General features: G+C 71.7%; 20 protein-coding genes. 16 read left to right on the plus strand and 4 right to left on the minus strand.

Annotation, left to right across the window (positions count from 1 at the left end):
• Position 1: 1 nt before the first annotated feature.
• Together ACQP2O_RS09025 and ACQP2O_RS09030 are read left to right on the plus strand one after the other, a co-directional pair.
• Positions 2-3,370 (plus strand): WD40 repeat domain-containing serine/threonine protein kinase, encoded by a 3,369-nt coding sequence (locus ACQP2O_RS09025; RefSeq protein ID WP_433181707.1) that lies wholly within the window; start codon positions 2-4, stop codon positions 3,368-3,370.
• The gene (locus tag ACQP2O_RS09030; protein WP_433181708.1) at positions 3,354-4,232 is read left to right on the plus strand and encodes a tetratricopeptide repeat protein; all 879 of its coding nucleotides are present in this window, start codon (positions 3,354-3,356) and stop codon (positions 4,230-4,232) included. The genes ACQP2O_RS09025 and ACQP2O_RS09030 overlap by 17 nt, the downstream gene beginning before the upstream one ends.
• 90 nt (positions 4,233-4,322) lie before the next feature.
• Here ACQP2O_RS09030 and ACQP2O_RS09035 read toward each other — a convergent pair whose 3' ends face one another.
• On the minus strand, positions 4,323-4,598 hold the full coding sequence (locus ACQP2O_RS09035) for a DUF4031 domain-containing protein (RefSeq protein ID WP_433181710.1): 276 nt from the start codon (positions 4,596-4,598) through the stop codon (positions 4,323-4,325).
• A 45-nt stretch (positions 4,599-4,643) separates the two neighbouring features.
• On the opposite strand from ACQP2O_RS09035, the gene ACQP2O_RS09040 reads away from it, so the two are divergent.
• The 3 genes from ACQP2O_RS09040 (at position 4,644) to ACQP2O_RS09050 (ending at position 8,172) form a co-directional block, all read left to right on the plus strand.
• Positions 4,644-6,023: a dipeptidase gene (locus ACQP2O_RS09040; protein ID WP_433181712.1), complete on the plus strand. Its 1,380-nt coding sequence runs from the start codon at positions 4,644-4,646 to the stop codon at positions 6,021-6,023.
• Positions 6,024-6,037: 14 nt separating this feature from the next.
• Entirely contained in the window at positions 6,038-6,940 is a 903-nt protein-coding gene (nudC, locus tag ACQP2O_RS09045) for an NAD(+) diphosphatase (protein ID WP_433181714.1), read from the plus strand.
• Between the two features lie 68 nt (positions 6,941-7,008).
• Positions 7,009-8,172, plus strand: a complete 1,164-nt coding sequence (locus ACQP2O_RS09050; protein ID WP_433190970.1) for a GDSL-type esterase/lipase family protein — start codon at positions 7,009-7,011, stop codon at positions 8,170-8,172.
• Between the two features lie 82 nt (positions 8,173-8,254).
• On the opposite strand, the gene ACQP2O_RS09055 is transcribed toward ACQP2O_RS09050, so the two are convergent.
• On the minus strand, positions 8,255-8,536 hold the full coding sequence (locus ACQP2O_RS09055) for a GYD domain-containing protein (RefSeq protein WP_360900284.1): 282 nt from the start codon (positions 8,534-8,536) through the stop codon (positions 8,255-8,257).
• Between the two features lie 308 nt (positions 8,537-8,844).
• Here ACQP2O_RS09055 and ACQP2O_RS09060 point away from each other — a divergent pair, with 308 nt between their 5' ends.
• Complete coding sequence (locus ACQP2O_RS09060; RefSeq protein WP_433181716.1) at positions 8,845-9,435, plus strand: AAA family ATPase; 591 nt, start codon at positions 8,845-8,847, stop codon at positions 9,433-9,435.
• 32 nt (positions 9,436-9,467) lie between these two features.
• Here the strand turns inward: ACQP2O_RS09060 and ACQP2O_RS09065 are convergent, their stop codons facing one another.
• The gene (locus ACQP2O_RS09065; protein WP_433181718.1) at positions 9,468-10,052 is read right to left on the minus strand and encodes a GNAT family N-acetyltransferase; all 585 of its coding nucleotides are present in this window, start codon (positions 10,050-10,052) and stop codon (positions 9,468-9,470) included.
• A gap of 25 nt (positions 10,053-10,077) precedes the next feature.
• Positions 10,078-10,452, minus strand: a complete 375-nt coding sequence (locus ACQP2O_RS09070; protein ID WP_433181720.1) for a nuclear transport factor 2 family protein — start codon at positions 10,450-10,452, stop codon at positions 10,078-10,080.
• Positions 10,453-10,521: 69 nt separating this feature from the next.
• Between ACQP2O_RS09070 and ACQP2O_RS09075 the strand changes: the two genes are divergently transcribed.
• The 10 genes from ACQP2O_RS09075 (at position 10,522) to ACQP2O_RS09120 (ending at position 18,618) form a co-directional block, all read left to right on the plus strand.
• Entirely contained in the window at positions 10,522-11,118 is a 597-nt protein-coding gene (locus tag ACQP2O_RS09075; protein WP_433181722.1) for a TetR/AcrR family transcriptional regulator, read from the plus strand.
• 315 nt (positions 11,119-11,433) lie between these two features.
• Complete coding sequence (pfkB, locus tag ACQP2O_RS09080; protein ID WP_433181724.1) at positions 11,434-12,384, plus strand: 1-phosphofructokinase; 951 nt, start codon at positions 11,434-11,436, stop codon at positions 12,382-12,384.
• Between the two features lie 39 nt (positions 12,385-12,423).
• Positions 12,424-13,596, plus strand: coding sequence for a mannitol-specific PTS transporter subunit IIC (gene mtlA / locus ACQP2O_RS09085; protein WP_433181726.1), 1,173 nt, complete (start codon positions 12,424-12,426; stop codon positions 13,594-13,596).
• An 8-nt stretch (positions 13,597-13,604) separates the two neighbouring features.
• Positions 13,605-13,904, plus strand: coding sequence for a PTS lactose transporter subunit IIB (locus ACQP2O_RS09090; RefSeq protein ID WP_433181727.1), 300 nt, complete (start codon positions 13,605-13,607; stop codon positions 13,902-13,904).
• Positions 13,897-14,343, plus strand: a complete 447-nt coding sequence (locus ACQP2O_RS09095) for a PTS sugar transporter subunit IIA (RefSeq protein WP_433181729.1) — start codon at positions 13,897-13,899, stop codon at positions 14,341-14,343. Before ACQP2O_RS09090 ends, ACQP2O_RS09095 begins: the two co-directional genes overlap by 8 nt.
• Complete coding sequence (locus tag ACQP2O_RS09100) at positions 14,340-15,374, plus strand: zinc-dependent dehydrogenase (RefSeq protein ID WP_433181731.1); 1,035 nt, start codon at positions 14,340-14,342, stop codon at positions 15,372-15,374. Before ACQP2O_RS09095 ends, ACQP2O_RS09100 begins: the two co-directional genes overlap by 4 nt.
• A 12-nt stretch (positions 15,375-15,386) precedes the next feature.
• A complete protein-coding gene (locus ACQP2O_RS09105) occupies positions 15,387-15,671 on the plus strand; it encodes an HPr family phosphocarrier protein (protein WP_252845789.1) in 285 nt (94 codons plus the stop codon).
• Complete coding sequence (ptsP, locus tag ACQP2O_RS09110; RefSeq protein WP_433181734.1) at positions 15,664-17,346, plus strand: phosphoenolpyruvate--protein phosphotransferase; 1,683 nt, start codon at positions 15,664-15,666, stop codon at positions 17,344-17,346. Before ACQP2O_RS09105 ends, ptsP begins: the two co-directional genes overlap by 8 nt.
• 207 nt (positions 17,347-17,553) lie before the next feature.
• The gene (locus ACQP2O_RS09115) at positions 17,554-18,309 is read left to right on the plus strand and encodes a hypothetical protein (RefSeq protein ID WP_433181735.1); all 756 of its coding nucleotides are present in this window, start codon (positions 17,554-17,556) and stop codon (positions 18,307-18,309) included.
• Between the two features lie 69 nt (positions 18,310-18,378).
• Complete coding sequence (locus tag ACQP2O_RS09120) at positions 18,379-18,618, plus strand: hypothetical protein (RefSeq protein WP_433181737.1); 240 nt, start codon at positions 18,379-18,381, stop codon at positions 18,616-18,618.
• Positions 18,619-18,625 lie beyond the last annotated feature (7 nt).

Raw genomic sequence — 18,625 nt, forward strand, 5'->3', positions numbered from 1 at the left:
CATGGGCGAGGTTCCGCCGGTCTGGCGAGTCGGGGACGTCATCGCGGACCAGTACGAGGTGACGCACGTCCACTCCAGCGGTGGAATGGGCCTGGTCTACCGGGTTCGGCACCTGCGATGGGACACGGACCTGGCGGTGAAGTGCCCCCGGCCCGAGATGTTCCGCACCCCCGGAGGGCGGAACCTGTTCGTCACGGAGGCCGAGACCTGGGTGTCGCTGGGCCTGCACCCGAACGTGTGCTCCTGCCACTACGTGCGCGTGCTCGGCGGCATCCCACGGGTCTTCGCCGAATACGTCCCCGGCGGCAGCCTGCGGGACCGCATCGACGATCACAGCCTCTACGCCGGTGACGATCGCCGGGCCCAGATCCGGATCCTGGACCTGGCGATCCAGACCGCGTGGGGGCTGCAGCACGCACACGACCGTGGCCTGGTCCACCAGGACGTGAAGCCGGCCAACGTCCTCATCGACGATGACGGGACCGCGAAGGTCACCGACTTCGGGCTCGCCCGCGCCCGCACCGCGGCTGCGGGGGTGGGCGACGGACCGAACCGCGCCGCGGCTGCGGGCGCGGGGGACGGACCGGCCCGCGCCGATGCCAGCGTGCTCGTGTCGACCGGCGGGATGACCAGGGCGTACGCGTCGCCGGAGCAAGCGGAAGGGCTGCCGCTGAACCGGCGGACCGACGTCTACAGTTTCGCGGTCTCGGTGCTGGAGATGTTCACCGGCGGAGTGACCTGGATGTTGGGGTCCGTCGCCGGTGAGGCGCTCGCCGCCTACCGGGCCGAAGGACCGGGCGAGGCAGGACTGCCGGCGATGTGTGAGGGCGTCGCGGAGCTGCTCGAACGCTGCCTCGCGCAGCGGCCGGAGGACCGTCCCCGTTCCATGGCCGACGTCGCCACCGAGCTGCGGGCTCTCTACCGCCGGATCGCCGGTCACGACCACCCGCGCCCCGAACCACGCCCCGCCGACCTGCGGGCGGGCGAGCTCAACAATCGCGCGTTGTCGCTGCTCGACCTCGGGCGGCCGGCCGAGGCCGAGGAGTCGTTCGCGGCGGCGTTGGCAGCCGACCCGCGACACCCCGAGGCCATCTACAACCTGGGCCTGCTCCGATGGCGGCGCGGCGCCATCACCGACGAGGACCTCGTCGCCGACCTCGAGACGGTCCACGCCGACGCGGGCCGCTCCCGGCTGGATCTGCTCACCGAGGTTCATCGCGAACGCGGCGAAACTCCGTCGGACGAGCCCGAGATCCGCCGCATCCCCTGGTACGTCTACGAGCAGTGGGCGGAGTCGTGGCGGGGTGAGCGTGTCCGCCGGTCGCCGCCCGGCATTGAGATCCGTCTCACCCCCGACGGGCGGCTGGCGCTGACGGCCTGCGACGGGACGGTGCGGCTGTGGGAGGTCGCGACCGGCCGATGCCTGTTGGAGCCGGCGGGGGCGACGCATGCCGTCGACATCAGCGCCGACGGCCGCTACGCGGTCGGCGTCGGCTCGGACCAGCTCGTCCGGCTCTGGGATCTGAGGAACGGCCGCGACCTTCGGACCTTCACACCGCACTATCGCTCGGGCGACACGGTCGTACGGTCGCTGCGCCTGGCACTGGACGCGGGCAGCGTCGCCGCGGGAACCAGCGACGGCACGGTCGTGGTGTGGGCGGTCGGCGACGGCCAGGCCCGGCACGTCGTCGAGGGCTACCTGCGGGGACCGGTCGAGGTGAGCTCCGACGGCGGCCTCATGCTCTTCCGTACGCAGGAGGGGATCGCCTGCGTGCCGGAGGCGGCCGCCGGCCGCGACCGGCGGGTTCTGCCGGCCAGCGATCAGCTGGACGTCCCGATCCATCTCGCCGCCGACCGGAGAACCGCCGCCACCGCCCACGTCGGGGAGGTCCGCGTGTGGGACGTGGAGAGCGGCGAGTGCGTCCGCGCCATCGCCTGCTCGGCGGAGAGCCTCGCGCTGAGCGACGATGCGCGGCTGCTGCTGACCGGGGGACGCGACGGCGTGGTCCGGCTGTGGGAGGTCGCGACCGGCCGGTGCCTGCGCAGCCACCGCGGCCACTCGGGCAGGGTGGCCGCCGTCGTGCTGCCGCCCGGCGGCGGCCGGGCGTTGTCGGCGGGTGAGGACGGTACGGCGCGGTGGTGGCGGCTGCCCGCCCCTTACGCCGCACCGCCCCGGCTCAGCCGACCGCGTCGGCACGCGGAGCTCACCGATTCCCAGCGCAGGGTGACCGCGATGGTCGGCGAGGCCGAACGGGCCAGGGCCACCGGGCGCCTGCCCGAGGCCCTCGACGTCCTCACCCGGGCGCGCGCGACGCAGGGCCACGAGCGGACGCCGGAGGTTCTGGCGGCGTGGCGGGCCTTGGGACGCGAACGCGGCGTCGTCCGCACCACGCTGCGCGCGGGCTGGTCGCCGCGGGTCGTCGCGTCCTATGACGCCACCGTCGTCGGCCTCGCCTGCTCGGCCGACGGGGCGGCGCTGGCGGTCAGACTGGGCGACCGCACCAGCCACGTCCTCGACGCCCGCACCGGCGAGAGCCAACTGATCATCGGCGATCTGCCGAACTCGTGGGGACCGGTCGAGCTGACCCCCGACGGGCGGCGCCTGCTGCTGGCGAACCCGGACGGCTCCCTCGACGTGTGGTCGGTCACGACGGGCGACCGCCTCGCCTCGCTCCGGCTCACGCTCGGCGCCGGTTCGGCACGCTTCACGGCGGATGGACGGCTGGCCCTGGTCAGGGGCGGCGACGACACCGTCCGGCTGTGGGACATGGAATCCGGCGAGTGCCTGAGAACCCTCGAAGCGGACCACGACATGACCACCACGCTGTGGCTCGATCCGGACGGCCGCCTCGCCGCGACGAGCGGCTCCGACAATGCCATCCGGCTGTGGGACCTCGATGACCGGCGGCGCCCGCGGGTGTTCCGGGGGCACACGCACGCGATCCACGCGCTCGAGGCGAGCGCCGACCGGCGGTTCCTGCTCTCGACCGGCTGGTACGACGACCGTACGATCCGCGTCTGGGACATCGCGACGGGCGAGTGCGTCCGGGTGCTGGAATCCCCCCGCGGCAACGCGAGGGCGGCCCGGCCGACCGGCGACGGCCGCTTCGTCGTCTCGTGCGGGGACGATTCCACCATCCGCGTGTGGGGGGTTACCAGCGGCCGATGCCTCCGCGCGCTCACCGGGCACACCGGGAGCGTCAACGACGTCGTGCTGGGCCCCGGCGAGAACGTCGCGTTCTCCGCCGGAGCCGACGGGACCGTCCGGGCGTGGGAGTTCGACTGGGACCTGGCCGTGCGCGGACCCTCCGGCGCCGGCCCGAAGACCGATTCCGACGGAAAGGGAGGCGGCCATGCCGTTGTTCCGTAAGCACGACGAGGCCGCGACCGACTCCGCCGCTGCCGCGGTCCCGAGCGTGCCGGGGATGGGACCGCTCATCCGGACCATCCTCGACATGACCGCGAACCCGCAGTTCGACACCGCCGCGGTGAAAGATCATCATGGGGCCGAGTCCGGCGACGCCGATGCCATGATCCGCCAGGGTGCGAGCCTCCTCGCGGAGGGGCGCACCGCCGAGGCCACGGAGGCGTTCCGCCGCGCCGCCGACGCGGGCAGCGCGGTCGCGATGCACAACCTCGCCGTTCTCGCGGTGAAGGCGGGCGATCAGGAGGAGTCGCGGACGTGGCATCGGCAGGCCGCCGAGCGCGGCTACGCGCCCTCCATGGTCGCCGTGGCGTTCGACGCGGTCGACAGGAACGACCTGCCCGAGGCCGAGAAGTGGCTCGGCGCCGCCGCGGAGCAGGGCGATCCGACGGGCATGCTCGTGCTGGGCACGCTCCTGCTGCAGAGCGGGCGCACGGCCGAGGCCGAGCGGTGGCTCCGCCGTGCCGCCGACGCCGGCGATGCGAGCGCCATGTACAACCTCGCCCAGCTCACGGAGGCGGGCGGGCGTCTGCCGGAGGCCGAGCAGTGGTACCGCAGGGCCGCCGAGGCGGACAACCCCCAGGCGATGAACAACCTCGGCAACATCCTCTCCGACACCGGTCGCGCCGCCGACGCGCTTGAGTGGTACCGCCGTTCGGCCGAGGCCGGTGAGCCCATGGGGATGCTCAACCTCGGTGGAATGCTGGAGAACAGCGACGCTCACCAGGCCGCCCAGTGGTACCGGCGCGCCGCGGACGCGGGCCTTTCCAGGGCCGCGGACCGGCTGCGACGGCTCCAAGGACGCTGACCGGGCGGGCGCGTGGCGAGTCGGAGCACCGGGTTCCTTCTCGCGATCGGACCGGCCCGGCCGGAGGCTCGACGAAGATCGAGGCCGAGCTCATGCCGCTGGGCCGCGCCTGACCTTCCGGCGGCGCAGGCCGGCGGCGATGAGCCGTGAGAGCAGCTCCTGGGAGCCGACCGGCGTCGCGCCAAGGTCGATCGCCGCGTCGTACACCTCCGCCGGCACGTCGTAGTGATCCCGGTCGAACGCCCGGCGCGGCACGCCCAGCCGATCGGCGAACGCGTGCAGCTCGTCGTACGACACGTCGCTGACCATGTGCGACCAGAGACGACCACGCGCGGGCCAGAGGGGGCGATCGATGTAGACGGTCACCGGACTAGAGTGCCAGAGGACCTTTTTCCTGCGAGAAAGCTGCTCATGGACGTACGTGCTTACATCGATGCGAATGCGAGCGGGTTCTTCGACGCGCTGAAGGAGTGGCTGGCGATTCCGTCGATCTCCGGAGACCCGGAGCGGCGCGACGACGTACGGCGCTCCGCCGAGTGGCTGGCCGAGCACCTGCGCGGCACCGGCTTCCCGACCGTGGAGGTCTGGGAGACCGGGGGCCTGCCGACGGTGTTCGCCGAGTGGCCGGCCGAGGACGCCGACGCGCCCACGGTCGTCGTGTACGGGCACCATGACGTGCAGCCGGTCGAGCCCCTCGCGGAGTGGGAGACCGCGCCGTTCTCCCCGGTGGAGAAGGGCGAGCAGCTGATCGGCCGGGGCGCGTCCGACGACAAGGGCCAGGTTCTCTTCCACACGCTCGGGCTGCGGGCGAACCTCGCGGCGAGCGGCCGTACGGCCCCGCCCGTCACGGTCAAGATGCTGATCGAGGGCGAGGAGGAGTCCGGCTCCCCGCACTTCGCCGACCTGCTGAAGGCGAAGAAGGACCGCCTGGCCTGCGACGCGATCGTCATCAGCGACACCACGATGTGGTCCGCGGACGTCCCGTCGATGTGCACCGGCATGCGCGGCCTCAGCGAGGTGGAGGTCTCGCTGTACGGCCCGTCGATCGACCTGCACTCCGGCTCCTTCGGCGGCGCGGTGCCGAACCCGCTGCACGCCATGACGGCGCTGCTCGCCGGCCTGCACGACGAGGGGGAGCGCGTCACCCTCGACGGCTTCTACGACGGCATCGTGGAGCTCACCGAGGAGGAGCGGGCGCTGTACGCCAAGCTCCCCTTCGACGAGCAGGAGTGGCTCGCGACGGCGGGCGGGTCCGGCGCCGCGCACGGCGAGGCGGGCTTCACCACCCTGGAGCGCATCTGGGCCCGGCCGACCGCCGAGATCAACGGCATGTGGGGCGGCCACACCGGCCCCGGCGGCAAGACGATCGTGCCCCGCGAGGCGCACGCCAAGCTGTCCTTCCGGCTCGTCGCCGGGCAGGACCCGCGCCAGGTGCACGAGGCGTTCCGCGCGTACGTCGCCGAGCACACCCCGCCGGGCATCCGTGGCGAGGTCCGCGTTCCGGGCCCGGGCGTGCGGCCGTGCTTCTCGCCGATCGACTCGCCCGGCGTGCTGGCGGCCAAGCGGGCGATGGAGAAGGCGTTCGGCACGGAGGTGCTGTTCACCCGCGAGGGCGGCAGCGGCCCGGAGGCCGACCTCGCCGACACCCTGGAATCGCCGCTCGTGTTCGTCGCCGTCGGGCTGGACGAGGACCGCATCCACGCGCCCAACGAGAAGGTCGAGATGCCGCTCCTGCTCAAGGGCGCGGAGGCCGCCGCGTACCTCTGGGACGAGTTCGCCATCAGCCTCTGAGAGAGGGCCCCGCAGTGACCGAACCCCTAAAAGCACTCGACTGGCTGGCGCTCTCCCGCAGCACGCTCGACCGCGTGGGGGAGCGCCGCCGCGACGATCCCTGGCTGGCCGACGCGTGGGCCGACCCGCGGACCCGCGTCCTGGTCGTCGAGCGCGGCACCGCGCTGGTCCGGCCGGGGCCCGCCCTGGTCCTCCTCGGCCCGGGGGAGGCCCCGGAGGGCGAGCGCTACCTGCTCGGGGTCGACGCGGACGGGGTCGCCCACTTCGCGGTGTCCGCCCCGCTGCCCGCGATCGAGGGCTCCGACCCAGCCGACCTGCGTCGCGTGGGGGCCGCGCTCAGCGACCGGGACGCCGGGCTGCTCACCCAGGCCGTCGCCCTGCAGAACTGGCACGCGACCCACACGCACTGCCCGCGCTGCGGGGCGCTCACGAGGCTCGCCTCGGCGGGCCACACCCGGATCTGCTCGGTCGACGGATCCGAGCACTTCCCGCGTACGGACCCCGCCGTGATCATGCTGGTGCACGACGGCGAACGGATCCTGCTCGCGAGCGGCACCCGGTGGCCGGCGGACCGCGTGTCGATCCTCGCCGGGTTCGTCGAGCCCGGCGAGTCGCTGGAGCAGGCGGTCGCCCGCGAGGTCCAGGAGGAGGTCGGCGTCGTCGTACGCGACTGCCGCTACCTCGGCAGCCAGCCCTGGCCGCTGCCGCGCAGCCTGATGATCGGCTTCTTCGCGACGGCCGACCCCGGGCAGGAGATCCGCATCGACGAGGACGAGATCAGCGGCGCCCGCTGGTACACCCGCGAGGAGCTGAAGGCCGCGACGGAGTCGGAGGAGATCCGCCTGCCCGGCCGCGTCTCGATCGCCCGTCAGCTCATCGAGCGCTGGTACGGCGGCCGGCTCCCCGGCGACTGGTGACCCACCGCCGTAGAGATCGAGGGATGGAAATCGTGAACCATCAGGACGACGCCGCGCCCGGGGACTGGATGACCACGCCCGTCACCGCGGAGCTCCTGCGCGGCGCGCTCGAGGTGGAGCGCACCGAGCACGGCGTGCTGCCGCACCGGCTGCCCGCCCGGGCCCGCGCGCAGGGCGCCGATGGGCAGCTGACCATGGCGGAGGCCCAGCCCTCCGGCGTACGGGTGGTGTTCCGCACCCGGGCCACCGTCGTCGAGCTGGACGCGCTCCGCACCAAGATGGCCTACGAGGGCGCCCCGCCCCGTCCGGACGGCGTGTACGACCTGCTCGTCGACGGCCGCCTGGCGGGCCGGGCCGGCGTGACCGGCGGCAACGTCATGGTGGTGGACATGATCACCAGGTCCGGGGAGACCCGGCCCGGCCCGGTCGGCACCGTCCGGTTCACCGATCTGCCCGAGCGGCTGAAGGACGTCGAGATCTGGCTGCCGTACAACGAGATCACCCAGCTGGTCGCCCTGCGCACCGACGCCCCCGTCGAGCCCCTGCCGCAGGGGAGCCGCCGGGTGTGGCTGCACCACGGCAGTTCGATCAGCCATGGCTCCGACGCCGAGAGCCCCACCACGACCTGGCCGGCGCTGGCCGCCTCCCTCGGCGACGCGGAACTCATCAACCTGGGCTTCGGCGGCAGCGCCCTGCTCGACCCGTTCACCGCCCGCGCCATGCGCGATGTCTCCGCGGACCTGATCAGCGTCAAGCTCGGCATCAACCTGGTCAACACCGACCTGATGCGCCTGCGCGCGTTCACCCCGGCCGTGCACGGCTTCCTCGACACCATCCGCGAAGGCCACCCCACCACGCCCCTGCTCGTGGTCTCGCCGGTCCTCTGCCCCATCCACGAGGACACCCCCGGCCCCACCCTCCCGGACTTCAGCAGCCTCAGCGAGGGAAGGCTGCGGCTGCGGGCCGGCGGCGACCCCGCGGAGGTCGCCGCCGGCAAACTGACCCTGAACGTCATCCGCGAGGAGCTCTCCCGCATCGTGAAGCAGCGTGCGGCCGACGACCCTCACCTGCACTACCTCGACGGCCGCGAACTCTACGGAGAGGCGGACTCCGCCGAGCTGCCGCTACCCGACCAGCTCCACCCGGACGCCGCCACGCACCGCCGCATGGGCGAACGCTTCGCCAAACTGGCATTCGGCGCAGGCGGGCCGTTCGCCACCCGGCGCGCCTGAACCGCACGCGTCGCCCGGCGCGCCGCACATGGCGGCTCGCGCCGGGTGACCGCGCGGCGAGGCGCGAGCGCCGCCGATTGGTCTAGATGAGGCCGCGCATCTCGTTCATGGAGAAGCAGCGCAACGTCTCGGTCTCGGCGAAGCCACGCCCGGCGACGAAGACGGCGAACTTGGCGGCGACCTCATCGTCGGGTGCCTCGATGAGGACGACCTGGTCGTACCGCCCCATGCTCAGGTAGGCGCCCAGGACCTTCCCGCCCGTCTCCTCGAAACTCTTGGTGACCTCGGTGACCCGGTCGGGCAGCGTCGCCACCTCGCGGCGTCCCAGGTCCGTCCACTTGCAGAGCAGCATGTACGTAGCCATGACAATGATCCCCCGATCAATGCGCTCACCAGGTCACATTCCCGCCTCTTATGCCGTCAACCCGGCGGTATGGCAGTCGACTGTGACGTCGGGCCGGGTGGGTGGCGCGAGCGCGTGAAGGGGCCCGCCGTTGGCCGTACCGCGGTAGCAGCGCATCCACATGTCGATGCCGTCGTCGACGATCGTGCCGATCTCGTCAGTGGACAGCGGCGTCAGCCCGTAGCGGGACCGGGCGACGGTCCTGCTGACGATGAGAAGTCGGACACGGATTGCGCGCTCCTTCTAGCCCCGCGCGGCATGCTGTGCAGGTGCACTACTGCCAGTCCTGCGAAACGCCGGTCGCCATGGAGCCGCGCAACGGGCACGCCGTCTGCCCCGAGTGCGGCCGCGCGGATGACGTTGCCGCACCCGGGCCGCTGTTCGTCGTCACCGGCGCTTCCGGCTCGGGTAAAACCGCCGTCCTCGCCGGGCTCGCCCGCAGGCTGCAAGGCCGCTGTGTCACCTTCGACGCCGACTTGCTCATGGACGCCGCAGGCGCGCTCAGCGGCAGCCGGCCGATCGACTGGCCCGCATTCCGTGACGCATGGCTGGCCGTTGCTCACGGCGTCGCCCAGTCGGGGATGCCCACCGTACTGCTCGGGCCGTTCATCCCCACGCACCTCCAGGAGCTTCCCGCCCGCCGCTGGATCGGGGACATCCATTTCATCGTCCTCGACTGCCCGGATGAGCTGCGGCGCGCCCGCATCAACGCCCGCCCTCCCTGGCGAAGCCGCGACATTGAAGAACAAGTCGAATTCGGTCAATGGCTACGCCGCAACATCGCCGACCGCGTCGACACCAGCAGCGAACTCCAGAAGACACCGCGGCGGCCATCACCGCATGGATCGACCGCCATCTAGCAGGTGCCAGGTAACGATCTATTGCTGGAGTGCTAAGCGTCGGAATCCCGCAGGCCTACGGCATCATGTCGCCAGAACGTTTCCGCGTAGACCAGTGTCCCGGTCATCCATGGCTCGTAGGCCGGAAGCCGGATTGCCTGGAAGGCCGCGTCGGGAATGCGCAGGGACGGCTTGCGGAAACCCTGCTCGCCGCCGGCGGTGAACCCGAAGCGGGCGTAGTAGTCCGGCGAGCCTTCCAGGAAAACGACCGGGACGGATCGCTCGGCCATGACCTTCAGGCCGCGTCGGACCAGCGCGGAGCCGATGCCCCGCCCCTGGCGGTCGGGCCGTACGGCCAGCGGGCTGAGTACCCGAACCTCGACCAGCCGCCGCGGAGCATCGAGCAGGCTGCGGGTGAACATCACGTGCCCGGCGACTTGGCCTGCGTCTTCCGCGACGAGCGAGAGCGGCTCCTCTGATTCGACAGTCGCCCGGAGCGCGTCGACCAGTTCGGCCACCGTCTTCCCGTGATCGCCGAACGCGCGCAGATGAAGGTTCCGCACGGCTTCTCGGTCGCCTGGCTGCTCTATGCGGAGGGTCACGCCCGGCAGCGTAGATATCCGCTCCGCAGCACGCACGCCATTTTCTTCCCAGGGCGTTGGTCTATTCGGACGGGATGGTCCGTGTGGCCTGGACGGCGCGGCGCAGTCGGCCGTCGGCGGCGAGCTCGCCGAACAGGTAGATCTCCGTCCTGATCGTGCCGCCCTTTCGCAGCTCCGCGATCAGCCGGTACCGGGCGGCGACCTGGTCGCCGTCCACCAGCGCCTGCTCCACCTCGACGCGGAGGCTTGCGGCCCGCTTGCGGGCCGGGCCGATGTGGTTAAGCAGCCGCTCCCGGTCCAGCAGCACACCGTCGTTGACCAGCTCGTAGTCCGGCGTGTGGTAGCGGTCGAGTACGGTCGCCGGGTCCTCGTCGCCAAGCCCTGCCTCCTGCGGGTAGCGGGTCAGATAGCCGGTCAGATCGGTACGGGGTGTCATCGGATCTCCCTGCGTCGACTTATCTTTGACACGGTGTCTACGTTAACCCGATCCGATAGATTAGACAACGTGTCAGAGAAAACCGGTGAGCGGCGCCGCCGGCGGCGTTCGGACGCCGAGCGCAGTGCCGCCGCCGTACTCGACGCCGCCGTCCAGGTGCTCGGCCGGCATCCGGACGCGAAGGTGGAACAGGTCGCCGCGGCGGCCGGTGTCACCCGCCAGACCGTGTACGCCCACTACCCGTCCCGGCCGCTGCTGGTCGCCGCGGTCGTCGACCGCATCACCGGCGAAGCCGTCGCCGCCCTCGACGCCGCCGACGTGGACGGTGGCACCGTCACCGAGGCGCTGCTGGGCTGGCTGGACGTCACCTGGCGGCTGTTCGACCGGTACCCGCTGCTCCTGCACCCCTCGGTGACCGCCATCGACCAAGAGGACTCCGACCGCCTGCATCTCCCGATCGTCGAGCGCCTGGAACGGCTGATCAGGCGTGGCCAGGACAACGGCGAGTTCGACCGTGCCCTCGACCCGGTCTGGTTGGTCTCCGCGACCATCGCGCTCGGACACGCGGCCGGTGGCGAGGTCGCCGCCGGCCGCATGACCACCGCGCGGACGGCGGCGGCGCTCCGCCAGAGCATCCTCCGCGTGTACGGCGCCCGCGAGCGCTGATCGGCGACGCACTCCGCGACGCTCTGCTGCCACTCCCGCATCGGCGACGCACTCCGCGACTCTCTGCTGCCACTCTCGCGCCCATGCGATGCCCTGCGCTTCAAGCAATGCGAGCGCGCCGGCCGCGGCGCCGTAGCGCGATGACGCCGGCGCCGCCTCCCCGGTGATGGACACCCCTGTCCCCGCGCGGACCGGCAGGTGACGGGCCCCGGGCTCGATGCATCGCCGCCTCCCCACAGGGAAGACGTATGCCCTGACCCCTTGACGACCCCACGCAGTTGGGCGTAAACACATGAAAACAAAGACGAAACGGCGGTGAACCAACACGTGATCGTCACGCTGACGCTCAACCCGAGCCTGGACCGCACGATCGAGGTAGACCGCCTCGTCACCGGTGCGGTGATCCGTGCCACCTCCGTACGGCTCGACCCGGGCGGCAAGGGGGTCAACGTCTCCCGCGCGCTGCTCGCGAACGACGTGCCGACGGTCGCGGTCGTGACCGCGGGCGGGGCGGACGGGGATCAGCTCGTCCACCTGCTGGAAACCGACGGCATACCGCTCCGCGCGGTGCCGGTGGCCGGCCGGAGCCGTTCGAACGTGACGATCGTCGAGCCCGACGGCGTCGTCACCAAGCTGAACGAACCGGGCGAGCCCCTGTCCCGGGCGGAGCTGGACGCCGTCGCCGACATGGTGCTCGCCGCGACCGAAGGCGCGAGCTGGGTGGTGACGTGCGGCAGCCTGCCGCCGGGCGTGCCCACCGAGATCTACGCCCGGTTGTGTGAGTTCTTCACCGCCGCGGGGGTGCGGGTCGCCGTCGACACCAGCGGTCCCGCCCTCCTCGCGGCGTTGGAGGCGAAGCCCGTTCTCGTCAAACCCAACCGCGAGGAACTGGCCGAGGCCGTCGGGCGCCCGGTCGGCAGCCTGGGCGACGTCATCGAGGCGGCGGAGGAGCTGCGCGATCGCGGCGCCCGGACCGTGCTCGCGAGTCTCGGCGCCGACGGCGCCGTGCTCGTCGAAGAGGAAGGAGTGACGATCGGCGAGGCGCCGGTCGCCGCGCCGCGGAGCACCGTGGGCGCGGGCGACGCGCTGCTCGCCGGATTCCTTGCCGCCGGAGCTCGGGGGGCCTCGGCACTCGCCGAAGGGCTGGCGTGGGGGGCCGCCGCCGTGTGCCTGCCCGCCAGCCGGATGCCGCGCCCCGAGGACATCCGGCGCGACATCGTCCGCATCCATACGCGTCCGGACCTCGGCCGGTCGCTCATCGCCTGATCGACGTTACGCAGATCTCGATTCATTAGGAGGCCCTTCATGGCCACTGCGTATACCCCCGCCGTCACCGGTACCGGCGTGAAGGCCCAGATTCAGCGTCTGGGTGGCTATCTGGCCGGGATGGTGATGCCCAACATCGGGGCGTTCATCGCCTGGGGCCTGATCACCGCCCTGTTCATCCCGACCGGCTGGCTGCCCGACAAACAGTTCGCCGCCCTGGTCGACCCGATCATCACCCTGCTCCTGCCCGTCCTCATCGGCTACACCGGCGGCCGGATGGTCCACGGACAGCGCGGCGCCGTCGTCGGTGCGGTCGCCACCGTCGGCGTCGTCGTCGGCGCCAAGATCCCGATGTTCCTCGGCGCGATGATCCTCGGCCCGCTCGCCGCCTACGTGCTGAAGAAGGTCGACGAATTCACCGCTGACCGGACCAAGTCCGGCTTCGAGATGCTGGTGGACAACTTCACCGCCGGCATCATCGGCGGAGCCGCCGCCGTCTTCGGCGTCTGGGGCGTCGCCCCCATCGTCCGCACCATCACCTCAGCCGCCGGCCACGGCGTCGAATGGCTCATCCACCACCACCTCCTCCCCCTCGCCTCCGTCCTGATCGAACCCGCCAAAGTCCTGTTCCTCAACAACGCCGTCAACCACGGCGTCCTGGGCCCCCTCGGCGTCGCCGAAGCCGTCAACCACGGCAAGTCGATCCTGTTCATGCTCGAATCCAACCCCGGCCCCGGCCTCGGCGTCCTCCTCGCCTACCTCCTCTTCGGCCCCAAGGCGCTACGGCCGAGCGTCCCCGCCGCCATCGTCATCCAATTCCTCGGTGGCATCCACGAGATCTACTTCCCCTACGTCCTGATGAAACCCCGCCTCATCCTCGCCTCCATCGCCGGCGGCGCCGCGGGCATCGGAACCTTCATGATCACCGGCGCGGGTCTGGTCGCCACTCCGTCGCCGGGCAGCATCTTCGCGTACGCGGCCGAGACTCCGAAGGGCGGCTGGTTCGGCGTCTTCGCGGGTGTGCTCGTCGCCGCCGGCGTGTCCTTCGCCGTCGGCTCGGCGCTGCTGGGCTTCGGCCGGCTCGCCGAATCCGAGTCCGAGGAGGAGACCGCCGAAGATGGGACTGCCGCGGTGAGTGAGGAGCCGGCCCTGGAGAACACGGCCGGTGACGTCGAGCGGCCCGCGGCCCGCACCGAACCCCAGGAAGCGTGAGGACGAAAATGAACGGTAAGGACGTCAAGAAGCTCGTGGTGGCCTGCGACGCGGGCATGGGCAGCAGCGTCATGCTGGCCAGTCAGCTGCGCAAGGAACTGCGGAAGTTCTCGGTCGAGGTGGAGCACACCCCGGTCAACTCCATCCCCGGCGACGCCGACGTCGTGGTCTGCCACTCCGGTCTGGGCGCGCGGGCCAAGGCATCGGCCCCCGACACCCCGATCGTGACCTTCCAGGTCTTCCTCGGCGACCCGGCGGTGACCCGCCTGGTCACCGCGATCAAGAACGGGAGCGAGTTCAATGCCTGACCTGCTCGATCGTGCCGCGATACGCCTGGACGCGGTCGCGGCCGACCGGGACGAGGCGATCCGCCAGTGCGGACACGCGCTCGTGGGCGTGGGGGCGGTCGACGCCGCGTACGTCGAGGCGATGGTCGAACGCGAGCGTTCGGTCCCGACCTACGTGGGGGAGGGCGTGGCCATTCCCCACGGCACGCTCGAAGGCAAGGACGCCGTACGCCACGACGCGATCTGCGTGCTGCGCTTCCCCGACGGAGTCGACTGGGACGGGCACCTGGTGAAGCTGTGCGTCGGGATCGCCGCCAAAGGTGACGGGCACGTCCGGCTGCTCTCGGAGCTGGCCCAGATCCTGCTCGACCCGGACCGTGCCCGCGCGCTGCGAGAGAGCGCGAACGTCGATGAGGTGATCCGGCTGCTGCAGCCGGCCGCACAGGAGGTTACTCAGTGAAGGTCGCCCGATTCCACGCCCCCGGAGACATCCGCCTGGAGGATGCGCCCGAGCCGTCGCCGGGGCCCGGTGAGGTCAAGATCCGGGTGCGGAACTGCTCCACCTGCGGCACCGACGTCAAGATCTCCAAGTACGGCCACCACCACATCCGCCCGCCCCGCGTCATGGGCCACGAGATCGCCGGCGAGATCGCCGAGGTCGGCGACGGCGTGACCGGGTGGCAGCCCGGGGACCGGGTGCAGGTGATCGCCGCGATCCCCTGCGGGCACTGTGAGGAGTGCCGCCGCGGGCACATGACCGTGTGCCCGAACCAGGAGTCGATGGGCTACCACTACGACGGCGGCTTCGCCGAGTACACCATCGTGCCCGCCAAGGTTCTGGCCGTCGACGGCCTGAACCGCATCCCCGACGGCGTCGGGTTCGCCGAGGCCTCCGTCGCCGAGCCGCTCGCCTGCGTCCTCAACGGCCAGGAGCTGGCCCGGGTGGGGGAGGGCGATGACGTGGTGGTGATCGGCGCCGGGCCGATCGGCTGCCTGCACGTCCGCCTGGCCCGCTCGCGGGGAGCGGCGCGGATCTTCCTGGCCGACCTCAACGCCGAACGCCTGGCCATGTCCGCCGAACGGGTGCACCCCGACGCCGCGCTGACCGGCACCGACGTCGTCGATCAGGTGCTGAAGCTGACGAACGGCCGGGGCGCCGACGTGGTGATCACCGCCGCGGCCTCCGGCGCCGCCCAGGAGCAGGCCCTGCAGATGACCGCACGCCAGGGCCGGATCAGCTTCTTCGGCGGGCTGCCCAAGGACAACCCGATCATCGCCTGCGACTCCAACCTGGTGCACTACCGGGAGCTGACGATCGTGGGCGCCAACGGGTCCAGTCCCGCCCACAACGCCCGCGCCCTGGACCTCATCGCCACCGGCGCCGTGCCCGTCACCGACCTGATCACCCACCACCTCCCCCTGACCGACGTGTTGAAGGGCATCGACATCGTGTCCCAAGGCACCGCGATCAAGGTCACCATCGAGCCCTGACGAGGAGCAGACATGTCGACGCGTACCGTGGCCATCGCCTCCCGCACCGGCCTGCACGCGAGGCCGGCGGCGCTGTTCGTCAAGGCCGCCGCCGACCAGGACGTACCCGTGCGCATCCGAGTCGGGGACGGCCCGGCCGTACCGGCCGCCAGCATGCTCGCCGTGCTGTCCCTCGGCGCCGGGCACGGCACCGAGGTCACCCTCGAGGCCGACGGGCCGGGTGCCGACGCGGCCCTCGACTCGCTCGCGGCCCTGCTCGCCCGGGACCTGGACGCCGAGGAAGCGGCCGATGCCTGACCTCGACGTCCCGGTCGGCGCGCCGCCGCGGACCCTCCAGGGCATCGGGGTCGGCCCCGGCCTGGCCGCCGGCCCGGTGGCGCAGATGGCGTCCCCACCCGCGCTGCCCGATCCCCGCCCCATCACAGACCAGGACCGCGAACTCGCCGACGCCGTACGGGCGCTGGAGGCCACCGAGGCCGACCTGCGGGCCCGCGCCGGCGCGGCCACCGGCGAGGCCCGCGACATCCTGGCCGCGCAGGCGATGATCGCCGCGGATCCGACCCTGCGGGATGGGGTGGCCGAGTGCGTACGGGCCGGGGAGGACGCTCCGCACGCGCTGCGGATCACCTTCGACCGGCAGCGGGAGATTCTCGCCGCGCTCGGCGGGTACCTCGGCGAACGCGCGGCCGACCTCGACGACATCGCGCACCGGGCGATCGCCGCCGCTCTCGGCCGGCCGATGCCGGGCCTGCCGGCGCCCGGGCACCCGTTCGTGCTGGTCGCCGACGACCTGGCGCCCGCCGACACGGTCGGGCTCGACCCGGAGACCGTGCTCGCCCTGGTCACCGAGCGCGGCGGACCGACCAGCCATACCGCGATCCTCGCGCGGGCGCTCGGCCTGCCCGCGGTCGTCGGCTGCGCCGGGATCCTCGACGTGCCCGACGGCACGCTGGTGACGGTGGACGGCACCTCCGGGGGGATCCGCGCGGGCGTCGGCGACGAGGAGGCGGCGGAGGTACGCGCGCGGGCGGACGACGAGCGGGCCAGGCTCGCCGCCGGGCGCGGCCCCGGGCGTACGGCGGACGGGCATTCCGTCGACCTCATGGTCAACATCGGGTCCGCCGCCGATCTCCGGGGAGCGGACCTCGACGGGGTGACCGGGGTCGGCCTGTTCCGCACCGAGTTCCTCTTCCTGGACCGCAGGGACGCGCCCGGCCTGGACGAACAGGTCGCCGCGTACGCCGAGGTGTTCGCCCTCTTCCCGGAGGGCACCGTCGTCGTACGGACGCTGGACGCCGGTGCGGACAAGCCGCTGCCCTTCCTCGGCCTTCCGGAGGAGCCGAATCCGGCGCTCGGCGTGCGCGGCCTGCGGGTGGCCCGAGACCAGCCGCACATCCTGGAAACCCAGCTGGAGGCGATCGCGCGGGCCGCCGAGTGCACGACCACGGACGTGTGGGTCATGGCCCCCATGGTGTCGACCCCCGTGGAGGCGGCGGACTTCGTTGAGCGGGCCCGGGCGTACGGCCTGCGCACGGCCGGCGTGATGGTCGAGGTACCGGCCGCCGCCCTGCGGGCCGAGCGCCTTCTCGAGGTCGCCGACTTCCTCAGCATCGGCACCAACGACCTCAGCCAGTACACCCTGGCCGCCGACCGGCAGTCGGGCGCCCTCGCCGACCTGCTCGATCCGTGGCAACCGGCCCTGTTGCAGCTGATCGCGGCCTGCGCGGCCGCCGGTGGGCGCGGCGGCAGGCCGGTCGGGGTGTGCGGTGAAGCCGCCGCCGATCCCGCCCTCGCGCCGGTGCTGGTCGGCCTGGGCGTCACGAAGCTGTCGATGAGCCCGCGCAGCGTGCCCGCCGTACGCGCCCGTCTCGCCGCGCATAAGCGTGCCGAATGCGAGGAGCTCGCCCGGCTGGCGCTCGACGCCGCCGACGCCGCCACGGCCCGGGCGGCGGTGCTCTCCGCGAACCCCTGACGCCGGCCGCAAAATAATGCCCCCCGCGACGGCGGGGGGCATTATTTTTTGCGGCCGGCCGCCATTTCATTAGGGCGGCTTAAATTAGCGAACCAGAAAGGCGTGTCCTCAAAATTCATTATGCGGCCCTTAAGTGGCAGCTAAAGTACTGATGTCCATTTCCGACTATAAAGGAGGTGTCAGCAAAACTCATCGAGGAGGAATTCGATGAACCGAGTACGTGCAGGACTGGTCGCACTCACGGGAGCCGCGATGGTCGGCGCCGGACTGCTTCTTCCGGCCGGGCCGGCGAACGCGAAGGTGGTCACGGTCACGGGCGATCTGCTCGACACCTGCCCCGACGCCGGGGTGAACGTCCCGTACAAGGCCGACCGGTGCAAGTTCGTCCCGGAGAGCCAGGAGTCGTTCCAGTCGGACTTCCACGTCCCGCAGAACGACGAATACGCCTGGAACTGCACGACCGCCCCGCAGGACCACCAGTACCAGATCACCGACACCGTCGAGGAGTCGAACAGCTTCGGGATCAGCGGCGGCCCCAAGTTCAAACTGACTGACGCCATCGAGATCGGGGTGGAGGCCAGCTACGGCCACGTCTGGAACAAGGGCACCTGGACCTGGAACGGCGACACCCACCACGTCCAGCCCGGCAACGTCGGCTGGCTCGAACTCTCCACGGAGATGCTGAAGGTCAACGGTCACTGGCAGATCAACTACGGGGACCGGGTGAAGACCTCGGACGACGGTGACCCGCACTTCGAGTGGTACGTCGGGGGCTCGGTCACCGACGACAAGGACGCCGGCACGCACAACGTGACGTTCAAGGAACGCCCCATGACCGACGAGGAGAAGAACCGGGTCTGCGGCGACAACGGCCAGGGCCCGGGCGAGGGCTCGCCGGGCCAGCGTAAGGAGGTCCAGAACATGGTGATCACGCAGGACGCGGCAGGCAACACGCGCAAGTGACCGCCGGGGGCCGGGCGGCCGCACCACGGCCGCCCGGCCCCTTCGCGCGCTCGCGGAATGGAGATCGAAATGAGCATCCGCATGGCCGGAAAACCGCGGTTGGCGACCATCGTCGTCATCGCCGCCGCCAACGTCGCCACCCTCACCACGGCCGTCGTCGCCCTGCCGGCGACCGAGGCGCACGGGACCAGGGGCCATCGCTCCGAACGGCACACCGAATACGCGAAGAGTGTCAACGTCGACGAGATCTCGCAGGTCATCGCCGATTATTCGGCCAAGAGAAAGCGGATCCGGCGAGAGGGCCGGTAGTACAGTT

The sequence above is a fragment of the Actinoallomurus sp. CA-150999 genome, from assembly GCF_050942425.1.
Lineage (GTDB): Bacteria > Actinomycetota > Actinomycetes > Streptosporangiales > Streptosporangiaceae > Actinoallomurus.

Bases quoted from the DNA above. Each gene is read 5' to 3' on its own strand.
- ACQP2O_RS09050 (WP_433190970.1), top strand. From the start codon at position 7,009: ATGACCACGCCCGTCACCGCGGAGCTCCTGCGCGGCGCGCTCGAGGTG.
- ACQP2O_RS09095 (WP_433181729.1), top strand. From the start codon at position 13,897: ATGCCTGACCTGCTCGATCGTGCCGCGATACGCCTGGACGCGGTCGCG.
- ACQP2O_RS09115 (WP_433181735.1), top strand. From the start codon at position 17,554: ATGAACCGAGTACGTGCAGGACTGGTCGCACTCACGGGAGCCGCGATG.
- ACQP2O_RS09105 (WP_252845789.1), top strand. From the start codon at position 15,387: ATGTCGACGCGTACCGTGGCCATCGCCTCCCGCACCGGCCTGCACGCG.
- ptsP (WP_433181734.1), top strand. From the start codon at position 15,664: ATGCCTGACCTCGACGTCCCGGTCGGCGCGCCGCCGCGGACCCTCCAG.
- ACQP2O_RS09090 (WP_433181727.1), top strand. From the start codon at position 13,605: ATGAACGGTAAGGACGTCAAGAAGCTCGTGGTGGCCTGCGACGCGGGC.
- ACQP2O_RS09120 (WP_433181737.1), top strand. From the start codon at position 18,379: ATGAGCATCCGCATGGCCGGAAAACCGCGGTTGGCGACCATCGTCGTC.
- mtlA (WP_433181726.1), top strand. From the start codon at position 12,424: ATGGCCACTGCGTATACCCCCGCCGTCACCGGTACCGGCGTGAAGGCC.
- ACQP2O_RS09030 (WP_433181708.1), top strand. From the start codon at position 3,354: ATGCCGTTGTTCCGTAAGCACGACGAGGCCGCGACCGACTCCGCCGCT.
- ACQP2O_RS09025 (WP_433181707.1), top strand. From the start codon at position 2: ATGGGCGAGGTTCCGCCGGTCTGGCGAGTCGGGGACGTCATCGCGGAC.
- ACQP2O_RS09070 (WP_433181720.1), bottom strand. From the start codon at position 10,452: ATGACACCCCGTACCGATCTGACCGGCTATCTGACCCGCTACCCGCAG.
- ACQP2O_RS09055 (WP_360900284.1), bottom strand. From the start codon at position 8,536: ATGGCTACGTACATGCTGCTCTGCAAGTGGACGGACCTGGGACGCCGC.
- ACQP2O_RS09040 (WP_433181712.1), top strand. From the start codon at position 4,644: ATGGACGTACGTGCTTACATCGATGCGAATGCGAGCGGGTTCTTCGAC.